Consider the following 10,507-nt stretch of genomic DNA (forward strand, 5'->3'; position numbering starts at 1 on the left):
GGTCTGGGCGGACCGGGCGGACGGGGGTGTCGTCCAGCCGGGACGCGGACCGACTGACAATCTCCGAGGCGGCGCGCCCGCGCCACCCTTCCCCCGCGAACGCGAATGACAAGGATCGACCCCCATGCCCGCCGCTTCCGACTTCCCCAGCCTTGAGTTGTACATGTCCGTCGACGAGGCCGTGACCCTGGAGGCGGCGCTGGCCGCCTTCGACGCGGTCACGGTCGGCGCGGCCCCCACCGCCCGCGACCTCGCGGGCGCGCCGCGCCTGGTCGATTGGCGCCACTGCCTGGTGCCCACGGTCGAGCGCGTGCTGATCGGCACGGCCGAGGGCCACCCCCGCCTTCCGGGCCGGCGCAGCATCGTCACCTCGCCGCTGCTCGCGCTGGATGCGCAAGCCGGATGGGCCCGCACGGTCTCACGGTTCTACCGCCTCGGTCGCTCCTTCGTGTGACGCCCGCGCCGTGGCGGAGCCGGCCCGCCTTGCCCTATCGCCCTTCGCGAGCCCGACGCCGGGCCTCGCCTAGATCCCGCCTCGATCAGGACATCACGCCATGGATCCCGCCCTCCCCGACCCGCACCCGCGTGCAACCGACGCGTCCCATACGCGGCTCCTGTGCCTCGACATCGAGACCGCGCCCGACCGCGACCGGATGCCGGCCGATTGGGGGGCGAAGTTCCCCAAGCCGCTCTGGCACCGGGTCGTGGCGATCTCCGTCGTCGAAGCGCGCATCGAGACGGATCGCGACGGCTTCGAGCGCTACGTTGCCATCGGGTGTCGCTCGGGCGGGACGCCGGATTGGGACGAGGCGCGGCTCCTGCGTGGGTTCTGGACCTATTTCGCGCGCGAGCCGAGCCGCGTGGTGACCTGGAACGGGCGGGCCTTCGACCTGCCGGTGTTGTTGCAGCGCTCGATGATCCACGGGCTGACCGCCCGCGGCTGGCACGGCCGCGGCAGCGGGCGCCACGGCTACACCAACCGGTTCAGCGAGGACTGGCATTGCGACCTGATGGACGCGCTCGCGACCTACGGCGCCTGCGCGCGGCTCTCCCTCGACGAGGCGGCACGGGCGCTCGGTCTGCCGGGCAAGATCGGCGCCCACGGCGGCGAGGTCGAGGCGACGATCTTGGCCGGTGAGGTCGAGCGCGTGCGGGCTTATTGCGAGGGCGACGTGCTCAACCTGTTCGGCCTGTACTGTCGCTACGGCCTGCTCACCGGCCGCCAGACGCCGGCCGGGCACGCCGCAACCCTCGATGGCCTGTCCGCCTACCTCGACGGGGAACGCGCCGGGCGCCCGCATCTCGCCGCCTTCCTCGATGCGTGGCGCGCTCCGGGCGGCGCGATCGCCGATCGCGCCGCATGATGCTCCGGCGGGTGCCGGCACGCTCGGCCGCGCCGATCGCAAAGCCCCCGGCCGATCCCGCCGCCGAGGCCCATCCTCGGGGCACTGCGCACCGGTTGCCGCCCCCGACCCGTTCACCGAGATCCCCGTGCCCCAGACCTGGTTCACCGCCGACACCCATTTCGGCCACGCCAACGTCCTGAGCTTCTGCGATCGTCCCTTCCCGGACATCGCCGCGCACGACGCCGCCCTGAGCCGGGGCTGGAACGCACGGGTGGCGCCCGGCGACGACGTCTGGCATCTCGGCGACTTCGCCCTCGGTCTCGACCCCGACGCCCTGGCGCGCGTGTTCGCCCGGTTGCAGGGGCGCAAGCACCTGATCGTGGGCAACCACGACCGCAAGGCGACCCTGCGCCTGCCGTGGTCGTCGCCGCCGCGCCAGATGCACGAGATCACCGTGGCGGGTCGGCGCGTCGTGCTGTGCCACTACGCGCTGCGGTCGTGGCACCGGATCCACGCCGGCGCTGTCCACCTCTACGGGCATACCCACGGGACCATCCCGGGCACGCGCCATGCCGAGGATGCCGGGGTCGACGCGTGGGCCTACGCGCCGGTCTCGCTGGCCGAGGTCCTCGCCCGCATGGCCGGGAACACGCTCCTGGAGGACGAACTCCGCATCGCCGCCGCGCGCGGGGATCATCCGGGCGCGAACGTCGGCGATGATGGGCGATCCTGAGCGGGCAGCGAGTGCCCCTGCCCCGCCGACGATCCCGGGCCCGATCCCGGTTGGCCCGGAGGTCGGGCGGATCGTGGCGACCAGAGCGAGCGATACACCGTCGGCGGCCGTGCGCCGCTGCGCCCTACGGAGTCGGGCCGCCGGCCGCAAGCGTCTGGCGCAGGCCGGCGTCGAGATCGTAGCGGGGGCAGAATCCAACGTCCTCGCGCAGGCGCGTCACCACCGCCTCGATGCCGGCCGGCTCGGACGCCGGCAGTGGCCGGGCGCCGAAATCGATCAAGTCGGGGCGACCGGTGAGCACCCCGATCCGCTCAAGGATCGCCCGGACCGGTACCGCCGTCCCCGAGCCGAGGTTGACCGAGCCCGTGACCTCAGAGTCGAGCAGCGCCGCGAACGCCCCGGCCGCGTCCGCCACGTGGCAGAAGTCCCGGCGCTGGTGACCGGGGCTGGTGCCGAAGCGCGCCCCCGCGGCCAACGACCGGATCGCGTCGCCGACCAGCCGGCCCGGCCGCTCCCCCGGCCCGTACAGGAAGAACAACCGCCCCCAGGCCAGCGACAGCCCGGTCTCGCTCCCATATGCCTCCAGGATCCGCCGCGTCCCGTCCTTGGCTGCCCCGTACAGGGTCGCAGGGGCGCAGGGCGCGTCCTCGCTGAGACGCTCGGGCCCCCAGGCGTACTCGGCGCAGGTACCCGCCACCACCGCCCGCCCGCCGCCGGCCTCCCGAAAGGCGCGGACCAGCGCGAGGCTCGCCGCGACCCAGTCGAGGTTGGCCGCCGCGCGCCAGTACAGACCGGGCTCGGCGTACCAAGCGAGGTGCAAGAGGTGGCTCGCCTGGAGCGTCTGGACCATACCCCGGACCGCCCCCGCATCGAGCAGGTCGACCGGGTGGAACGCGACCTCCCCGTCGGGCCGCCCGCGGCCCAGCGCGTGGATCTCGAAGCCGTGCGCGCGAAGCGCCGGGATCGCGTGGGCGCCGACGAACCCGGTGGCGCCGGTGAGGATGACGCGCCGCGCGCCCGAACTCACGCGACCGGGTCCGCGCCGGTCCAGGCCGGGAAGGCCAGGTCGCGCTCGGCGATCACGCTCACCGGCTCAGGCCAAGCGACGTCGAGGGCCGGGTCGTCCCAGCGTAGCCCGCGCCCGGCCCCGGCCACGTAAGGCCTGTCGATCATGTACAGCACCTCCGTGTCGTCGCGCAGCGTCTGGAAGCCGTGCGCGAACCCCGCCGGGATGTAGAGCGCCGCCCGATTCTCGGCGGAAAGCTCGACGCCCATCGCCCGCAGGTAGGTCGGCGAGCGGCGTCGCAGGTCAACGATTACGTCGTGAATGACCCCCCGGGTGCAGCGCACGAGCTTGGTCTCGGCGTGCGGTACCGCCGCGTAATGCATCCCCCGCACCGTGCCGCGCCGGAGGTTGAACGACACGCTGGACTGCTTGAACCGACCCACGAGGCCGCGTTCGGCCAGGGTGTCCTCGCACACCGTCCGGGCGAAGAAACCGCGCGCGTCCGCGTGCGGGCTCACCCCGATCCGGTAGGCACCCGCCAGCGGCAATTCCTCGAAGACCATGCCGGCTCACTCCACCGTCAGGCTCGGGATGCAGGTGACGAACCGCCCCCCCCAAGCGCGGATCCCGGCCATCTCGTGCATGATCTCGGCTTTCAGGTTCCACGGCAGGATCAGCACGGTGTCCGGGCCCATCTCGATGAGCGTCTCCGGGGAGACCACCGGGATTCGGCTGCCAGGCAGGAGCGTGCCCTGCTTGTGTGGTGAGCGGTCGGCCACCGCGCAGATCAGCTCCGGGCCGATCCCACAATAGTTCAGGAAGGTGTTGCCCTTGGCCGCCGCCCCGTAAGCGCAGACGCGCCGGCCCGCCCGATGCTCGCCGATCAGGAACTCCAGGCTCGCGCACTTGATCGCGACCACCGCGTCGGCGAACCGCGCGTAGCCGTCGGCCTCGAACAATCCGCCGTCGCGCTCGGCCGCGAGCACCCGCGCCACGGCGGGCGTCGACGCGTGCGGGCCGTCGGCGTGGCAGAAAAACACCCGCAGCGAGCCGCCGTGGGTCGGCAATTCCGCGACGTCGAACACCCGCAGGCCCGACCGCTCCAGGATGCCCGAGACCACGCCCAACGACAGATAGGAGAAATGCTCGTGGTAGATCGTGTCGAACTGCTTGTGTTCGACCATGCGCAACAGGTGCGGGAACTCGAACGTGCCGGCGCCGTCGCGCTTGAGCAGCACTTGGAACCCGGCGACGAAGTCGAGGATGTCGGGCACGTGAGCCAGCACGTTGTTGGCCGCCATCAGGTCGGCGCCGTGGCCTTCGGCCAGGAGCCGCTCCGCCGTGGCGCGCCCGAAAAATGCGACCTCGCTCGGCACGCCCTTGGCGCGCGCCGCGGCGGCGACGTTGGCGGCCGGCTCGACCCCGAGCACGGGCACGCCGCGGGCGACGAAGTACTGCAGCAGGTAGCCGTCGTTGCTCGCCACCTCCACGACTTTGCTGTGCGGCCCGAGCTGGAAGCGTTCGGTCATCGCCGCGACATAGCGTTCCGCATGGCTCAGCCACCCGGTGGAGAAGCCGGAGAAGTAGGCGTAGTCCGAGAAGATGTGCTCCGGGCTCTCGAACGCCTCCAGCTGCACCAGCCAGCACTGCTCGCACACGAAGGCGTGGAGCGGGTAGACCATCTCGCCCTGTCCGGCGCGCTCGGGCGGCACGTAGGAATTGGCCAGCGGCGACAGGCCGAGATCGGCCACGCTGCGGCTGAGCGGAGCGCCGCAGGATCGACAGCGGGCGCGAGCCGCGGGGGCAGGCAGTGTATTCGTCGCCGTGTTCATGCCAGATCTCCCGCCGAGTCCCGCTCCGCCAGCGCCTCGTAGCGCGCGATCTGTTCCAGGGTCAGGCTGGCCGCGTCCGCGCCCTCGGCCTGCGCGCGGTACCACGCCCCGGTCCAGTCCAGGGCCTCGCCGAGCCGCAGCCGACGATCCCAGGCGAGATGCGCGCGCGCCTTCGAGGCGTCGACCTTGAGGAAGGTCGCCTCGTGCGGGTGCGTGCCGGCGGCGAGCCGCCAGTGCGCGCCCGCGCCCCAGCCCCGGGCGAGGCCGGCCACCACTTCGCTGACCGGACGGCAATCCGCGTCGGCCGGGCCGAAGTTCCAGCCCTCGGCGAAGCGCGCCCCATCCGCGCCGCACAGGGCCTCGGCCAAGTGCAGGTAGCCCGAGAGCGGCTCCAGCACGTGCTGCCACGGCCGCACGGCGCCCGGCGCGCGGATCTCGACCGGCTCGCCGCGCCCGAAAGCGCGCACGGCGTCCGGAACCAGGCGGTCGAGCGACCAGTCACCGCCGCCGATGACGTTGCCGGCGCGCGCGCTGGCGATGCGCGCTGGATGCCCGTCCGCGCCGAAGAACGAGGCGCGGTAGGCGCCGGTGACGAGCTCCGCGCAGCCCTTCGAGTTCGAATAGGGATCGCGCCCGCCCATCGGTTCGTCCTCGCGATAGGCCCAGACCCATTCGCGATTCTCGTAGGCCTTGTCGCTGGTGACGATCACCACGGCCTGGACCGATGGACAGGCGCGCACCGCCTCCAGCAGGTGCACCGTGCCCATGACGTTGGTGGCGTAAGTGCCGACCGGATCGGCGTAAGAGGGCCGCACCAGCGCCTGCGCGGCCAAGTGGAGGACGATCTCCGGCCGTGCCTCGACCAAGCGGGCGGTGAGCGCGGCCCGGTCGCGCACGTCTCCGAGGTGGCTGTCGATGCGGTCCGGCAAGCCGGCCAGCGCGCACAGGCTCGGCTCGGTCTCCGGGGCCAGCGCGTAGCCCGTGACCTCGGCGCCGAGGCGGGCGAGCCACAGACTAAGCCAAGCACCCTTGAAGCCGGTATGGCCGGTCACCAGCACGCGCCGACCGGCCCAGAAGCCCGGATCGGGATTGCGCATGGCCGCCGCAGACGCGCTCCCCATCACCACACCATCCAGGGCGCGGCCTTGCCGGCCCAGAGCGCTTCGAGCTGGTTCTTGTCGCGCAGCGTATCCATCGCCTGCCAGAAACCGGTGTGCTGGAAGGCCTGGAGTTGCCCCTCGCGCGCCAGCCGCTCCAGCGGCTCGTTCTCCCACACGGTGGCGTCGCCCGCCACGTAGTCGAGCGCCCGCGGGTCGAGGACGAAGAAGCCGCCGTTGATCACGGCGCCGTCGCCGGACGGCTTCTCGCGAAAGCTCCGGATCGCGTCGCCCTCCAGCTCCAGGGCGCCGAAGCGGCCGGGCGGGGCCACGGCAGTCAGCGTCGCCATACGGCCGTGGGCGGCGTGGAAGGCGGCGAGCGCGGTGAGGTCGACGTCCGAGACGCCGTCGCCGTAGGTCATGAAGAACGGCTCGGTCCCGAGATAGGGGCGCACGCGCTTCAGCCGGCCGCCGGTCATGGTCTCGGCCCCGGTCTCGATCAGCGACACGCTCCAATCCTCGGCGCCGGAGCGGTGGAACTCGATCGCGCCCGAGCCGGTCTCGACGGTCACGTCGGAGAGGTGGAGGCGGTAGTTGAGGAAGAACTCCTTGATCATGTACCCCCGGTAGCCGAGGCAGATCACGAACTCGCGCACCCCGTGGGCCGCAAATCCCTTCATGATGTGCCACAGGATCGGCTGGCCGCCGATCTCGACCATCGGCTTCGGGCGCGTTCCGGTCTCCTCCGACAGGCGCGTCCCGAGCCCGCCCGCCAAGATCACCGCCTTCATCGATCCCTCCTCGGCCATCTCGTCGCTCCCACCTGATCGCGACAGCGGCCCGGATGTGAGCGACGGGGGACGCCTCGACGCCCGCTCGGCGACCGGCCTTCCACCCCGACACCGCGCGGCTTACGCGCGAAGGCCGATGCTGTTCAACCCGTCGCCCCGCTCAAGCGTCGGAGCTGGCCGGATCGCGGGGGAGGCGCCGCACCGGCCTCGGGGACCGGGCCGATCGCGTCGGTCTCCTGCTGTCGGGCTGGTCGCGCCGGCCTCGCGGGTGACCCGCCCATGCCCTGCCGGGCGCAGGACGCGCCCCGCGCCGGCCGATCGCTTCCCGAGCGCGCGCCCAAAATCCCCGCCGGCGCTTCGGGGCTCTGACGACGGCCCCCGATCCTGCCGAGACGGACCGCGTCCGGCGTGACCGTGTCCCGAGCGAGGCGCTCATTTGGACGGACGGCCCCTCGTCACGCCGGTCGGCAAGCTTTATCAACCTCGGCGTGACCGCCACAGACGCTGCGCGGGGCCTTACGCTGTCGGAGCAGCCTGAAGACCATGTCGATCCGGACCGCCGCCGTCCTATACCTCGCCCGGGGCTACGATGCCGACCACGCGGATCGGTTCCGGCGCTTCGTGGCATCCTATCGCGCCCACCCCGCGGGGTGTGCGCACAAACTCTATGTGATCTTCAAAGGGTTCGCCGACGCGGCGCAACGCGCGGCGGCCGAGCGGGTCTTCGACGGCCTACCCTTCGAGGCGATCGAGACCGACGACCTCAGTTTCGACCTCGGCGCCTACGCGGACGCCCTGAGCAGCGTGGGCGAGGATTACGTCTGCTTCCTCAACACCAACGCCGAGCTCAACGCCCCGTCCTGGCTCGCCAAACTGCTGCGCAATCTGGAGGTGCCCGGCGTCGGCATGGTCGGCGCGACGGGCTCGTTCGAGAGCCTGCGCTACATCAATCGCCTGTTTCCGGAGTATCCCAACCCACATCTGAGGACGAACGCCTTCGCGATGCGGCGGGAGCACGCGCTGGCCTTGCTCGGCTCCTACGCGATCGCGACCAAGCTCGACGCCTTCTTCGCCGAGAGCGGCCCGGACGGTCTGACCCGCCGGGTGTTCGCGCTGGGACTGACCTGCCTGATCGTCGGCGGCGACGGGCGCGGCTACGCGCCGCCGCTCTGGCCGAACAGCGAGACATCGCGGCAGGGGGGGCAGGCCAACCTCCTCGTCCACGATAACTACACCCGCGCCTACGACGCGCTCGGCGCGCGCGCGCGCACCGAGGTCACCTTCGCGTCCTGGGGATGCTCGATCCCCGCGACGGTGATCGAGGCGTAGGCGCGCCCGCGGCCCGGCGGATCGCCCACAGCTGCGTCCTCGCGCCCTGCGATGGAGGAGCGCCGGCTCGACCACATGGCATCGGCCAGCGCTTTCGCAGTCGTCGACGCGCCAGCCGCGAACGCACCAAACCGTCTGCGGATACGGCTCCGGTAGCCGAGCGGTCGGATGCGCCGGCGCTGGACCGCTGGGGCGCGCGAACCGGCGGATCGCAGGCTTTGGCGGCGGGCAGGCTGGCCGGATGCATCGCCTCGGTCGTCGCCGAGACATCGCCGGGGGCGACGTCTCACGAGTGGCGGCGCCGAATGCGCGCGATGGTGTGATCCGGCGCTGTCAGCTGGTACCCCGTGGCCTGTATGCTACATATGGAAGCTTGGCTTAGTCCATCCGTCTTCGAGGGTGTGGCAAACGTCGATGCTCGTCACAGGCAACCAACTCAGAGCCGCGCGCGTGCTCCCCGGCGTCGAGCACGCGGCTTTCGCCGGACGGGCCGATCCATACGTCGATATGGACGCCAGGATGGTGGTGGAGCGGCCGGCGACGATCACCGGCCGCGCCGACATCGCGCGCAGCAATCGGTCCGCCCTGGAGGCTCCTGGCGTTGAGCCGTCGAACCACGAACGACCTGGCCAGCGGGGCGGGTCATGAACACCGCCCCGGAACGGCTGACCGAGGTTGTGCGCCTCTGCACCGAACTCGCCGACCGCGCGCTTCACGCCCAAATCACGGGCCGGCGCGTCCCTGCGGATCAGGCTATCGCCTTGGCGAAGGGCGCACAGCTTCTGGAAGACCACGGCGTGGATTGGCCGCCGCTCCTGGCCCGGGTGCTGCACGCGCTGGCGGGGAACGTCGATCGGGGCGTGGCTGACAGCGCCGCGACGTCGAACGACCCTGTCGCTCTCCCAGACGTCGACCTGCACGGCCTGACTCGCTTCTTCGCGGGCGTCCGCAAACAGTGGGGCTGACCGTGATTCGGCGGGGGGACTCGGCGGTATGTCTGATGGGGAGGCCGATCTCGTCGACCGGATCTACGAGGCCGCCGTTCTTCCGGAGCTCCGGCCAGCGGTTCTGAACCCAACTGTGCCGGTTCGGTGGCGCGGATGCAGCGGTGCTTTTCTCGTCGATCTCGACAGTTCCCGGTTCATCGCCTCGCCGAATTTTGCCGACAGCATCCGCGCCTACATCGCGGAGGGCTGATTCAAGCGGACGGATCGCCCCAGCCGCCTGCTCGCCAAGCGGCATGCCGGCTACGTCGCGGATCTCGACGTGTTCACGCCGGAAGAGTTTGCCCGCGAGCCGGTTTTCAGTGAATTTTTGAATTCCCGCGGTTTTGGGATGGGCGCGCCCAGCGTCATCACGGTCCCGACCGGCGACCAGATCATCTTCGATGTGGAGCGGGCCATCGCGCGCGGGCCGATCCCGCCTGATGCCGTTGCGCGCCTGGATGGCATGCGACCACACCTCGCTCGCGCCGCCACGATATCGGCACGCCTGCGAACAGTCGAATCGGCGGCGCAGGCCCTGGAGACGGTCGGTCTCCCTGCCACGGTTCTGGGTCGTAAAGGGCGGCCATTGGCGATGAACCAGAGTTGCCAGCGACTTCTGCGCAAACTCGTCCTCGACGGGACCCGCCTCGTGCTGACGGATTCGGCTGCGGATCGGTGAGCGATCGTATCCTAATCCTCGAAGACGTGGCGTGAATCTTCGCGGCCCGGGACGCCGAGCCGCCGACGCGATTCATTCCTAAGCCGCGTCAACTCGTTACCGGCGCGGCGCGCACGTTCACCCTGCAACACAGCCTGCTGGAGGCCGGCGGTCTGATCTCAGCCTCGCCCGGCTCGATGTGGATGGCCGAGTTAAAACTAGACGCCGCGCTGCCGGGGCCCTGTGACAGGCTGGCGATGATCTTTCAGAGCAAGAACCAGGTGTGGCGCACCCCGGTCACGAAAATTGATGACCGAACGGTATGGATCAACGCGGTTCTGCCTTTTACGTGTCGGGAACCTGCGCCTTGTCGCTTGCCGAACCGAGCGGTAAGGCGATGCGACGCGTCACGAGCCCGATCGCGATTAAGCTGAACCATGATGCGAACCTGTAGGGCGCACATCGACGTGTCGGCGCGAGAGCTGATCGTCGGCGGGCCATTCCCGGCCGTGAGTCTCGGTCTCGAAGATCCGCGATCCACCGGGTCGGGATTGATCGGCGCTGCGTCCGGCGTCTCTGCCGTCCCGGGCTAGGGTGTCGAGGCATGATAGCCCTGACTCAGGGATTTGATAATATTTCCTCAAGTATGGCTTTAGAGCGCCTAACAGAACCGTCTGATCTGGTTGAGAGTGATGAGGCTGGCGGCGAGGCTCGTGAAGGCCTCGTAGA

The 10,507-nt window shown here is 70.7% G+C and carries 12 protein-coding genes; 7 read left to right on the plus strand and 5 right to left on the minus strand.

Annotated elements, in window-relative coordinates:
- The first annotated feature begins 124 nt into the window (after positions 1–124).
- The 3 genes from AC0IY0_RS28335 to AC0IY0_RS28345 all read left to right on the plus strand — a co-directional run bounded on the left by AC0IY0_RS28335 (position 125) and on the right by AC0IY0_RS28345 (position 2,079).
- Entirely contained in the window at positions 125–454 is a 330-nt protein-coding gene (locus AC0IY0_RS28335; RefSeq protein ID WP_471766392.1) for a DUF6634 family protein, read from the plus strand.
- 100 nt (positions 455–554) lie between these two features.
- Complete coding sequence (locus tag AC0IY0_RS28340; protein WP_471766394.1) at positions 555–1,364, plus strand: 3'-5' exonuclease; 810 nt, start codon at positions 555–557, stop codon at positions 1,362–1,364.
- A gap of 127 nt (positions 1,365–1,491) precedes the next feature.
- Positions 1,492–2,079, plus strand: coding sequence for a metallophosphoesterase family protein (locus AC0IY0_RS28345; RefSeq protein WP_471766395.1), 588 nt, complete (start codon positions 1,492–1,494; stop codon positions 2,077–2,079).
- Between the two features lie 124 nt (positions 2,080–2,203).
- Here the strand turns inward: AC0IY0_RS28345 and AC0IY0_RS28350 are convergent, their stop codons facing one another.
- From AC0IY0_RS28350 to rfbF, 5 genes are read right to left on the minus strand one after another with little or no spacing between them, the layout of a single operon-like run.
- Positions 2,204–3,106 (minus strand): NAD-dependent epimerase/dehydratase family protein, encoded by a 903-nt coding sequence (locus AC0IY0_RS28350; RefSeq protein WP_471766397.1) that lies wholly within the window; start codon positions 3,104–3,106, stop codon positions 2,204–2,206.
- A complete protein-coding gene (locus AC0IY0_RS28355; protein WP_471766399.1) occupies positions 3,103–3,648 on the minus strand; it encodes a dTDP-4-dehydrorhamnose 3,5-epimerase family protein in 546 nt (181 codons plus the stop codon). Before AC0IY0_RS28355 ends, AC0IY0_RS28350 begins: the two co-directional genes overlap by 4 nt.
- 6 nt (positions 3,649–3,654) lie before the next feature.
- Positions 3,655–4,917 (minus strand): methyltransferase domain-containing protein, encoded by a 1,263-nt coding sequence (locus tag AC0IY0_RS28360; protein WP_471766401.1) that lies wholly within the window; start codon positions 4,915–4,917, stop codon positions 3,655–3,657.
- Positions 4,914–6,038 (minus strand): CDP-glucose 4,6-dehydratase, encoded by a 1,125-nt coding sequence (gene rfbG, locus AC0IY0_RS28365; RefSeq protein ID WP_471766403.1) that lies wholly within the window; start codon positions 6,036–6,038, stop codon positions 4,914–4,916. Before rfbG ends, AC0IY0_RS28360 begins: the two co-directional genes overlap by 4 nt.
- Positions 6,038–6,805, minus strand: coding sequence for a glucose-1-phosphate cytidylyltransferase (rfbF, locus tag AC0IY0_RS28370; protein ID WP_471766410.1), 768 nt, complete (start codon positions 6,803–6,805; stop codon positions 6,038–6,040). The genes rfbG and rfbF overlap by 1 nt, the downstream gene beginning before the upstream one ends.
- A 543-nt stretch (positions 6,806–7,348) precedes the next feature.
- On the opposite strand from rfbF, the gene AC0IY0_RS28375 reads away from it, so the two are divergent.
- The 4 genes from AC0IY0_RS28375 to AC0IY0_RS28390 all read left to right on the plus strand — a co-directional run bounded on the left by AC0IY0_RS28375 (position 7,349) and on the right by AC0IY0_RS28390 (position 9,799).
- A complete protein-coding gene (locus AC0IY0_RS28375) occupies positions 7,349–8,134 on the plus strand; it encodes a hypothetical protein (RefSeq protein WP_471766404.1) in 786 nt (261 codons plus the stop codon).
- 644 nt (positions 8,135–8,778) lie between these two features.
- Positions 8,779–9,099, plus strand: coding sequence for a hypothetical protein (locus AC0IY0_RS28380; RefSeq protein ID WP_471766406.1), 321 nt, complete (start codon positions 8,779–8,781; stop codon positions 9,097–9,099).
- A gap of 28 nt (positions 9,100–9,127) precedes the next feature.
- Positions 9,128–9,331 (plus strand): hypothetical protein, encoded by a 204-nt coding sequence (locus AC0IY0_RS28385; protein WP_471766408.1) that lies wholly within the window; start codon positions 9,128–9,130, stop codon positions 9,329–9,331.
- Between the two features lie 69 nt (positions 9,332–9,400).
- Positions 9,401–9,799, plus strand: a complete 399-nt coding sequence (locus tag AC0IY0_RS28390) for a hypothetical protein (protein ID WP_471766409.1) — start codon at positions 9,401–9,403, stop codon at positions 9,797–9,799.
- Positions 9,800–10,507 lie beyond the last annotated feature (708 nt).

The organism is Methylobacterium sp. AC315 (assembly GCF_979253755.1).

Coding starts and splice junctions, on each gene's coding strand:
- AC0IY0_RS28335 (WP_471766392.1), top strand. CDS start 125: ATGCCCGCCGCTTCCGACTTCCCCAGCCTTGAGTTGTACATGTCCGTC.
- AC0IY0_RS28340 (WP_471766394.1), top strand. CDS start 555: ATGGATCCCGCCCTCCCCGACCCGCACCCGCGTGCAACCGACGCGTCC.
- AC0IY0_RS28355 (WP_471766399.1), bottom strand. CDS start 3,648: ATGGTCTTCGAGGAATTGCCGCTGGCGGGTGCCTACCGGATCGGGGTG.
- AC0IY0_RS28360 (WP_471766401.1), bottom strand. CDS start 4,917: ATGAACACGGCGACGAATACACTGCCTGCCCCCGCGGCTCGCGCCCGC.
- rfbG (WP_471766403.1), bottom strand. CDS start 6,038: ATGGGGAGCGCGTCTGCGGCGGCCATGCGCAATCCCGATCCGGGCTTC.
- rfbF (WP_471766410.1), bottom strand. CDS start 6,805: ATGAAGGCGGTGATCTTGGCGGGCGGGCTCGGGACGCGCCTGTCGGAG.
- AC0IY0_RS28375 (WP_471766404.1), top strand. CDS start 7,349: ATGTCGATCCGGACCGCCGCCGTCCTATACCTCGCCCGGGGCTACGAT.
- AC0IY0_RS28380 (WP_471766406.1), top strand. CDS start 8,779: ATGAACACCGCCCCGGAACGGCTGACCGAGGTTGTGCGCCTCTGCACC.
- AC0IY0_RS28385 (WP_471766408.1), top strand. CDS start 9,128: ATGTCTGATGGGGAGGCCGATCTCGTCGACCGGATCTACGAGGCCGCC.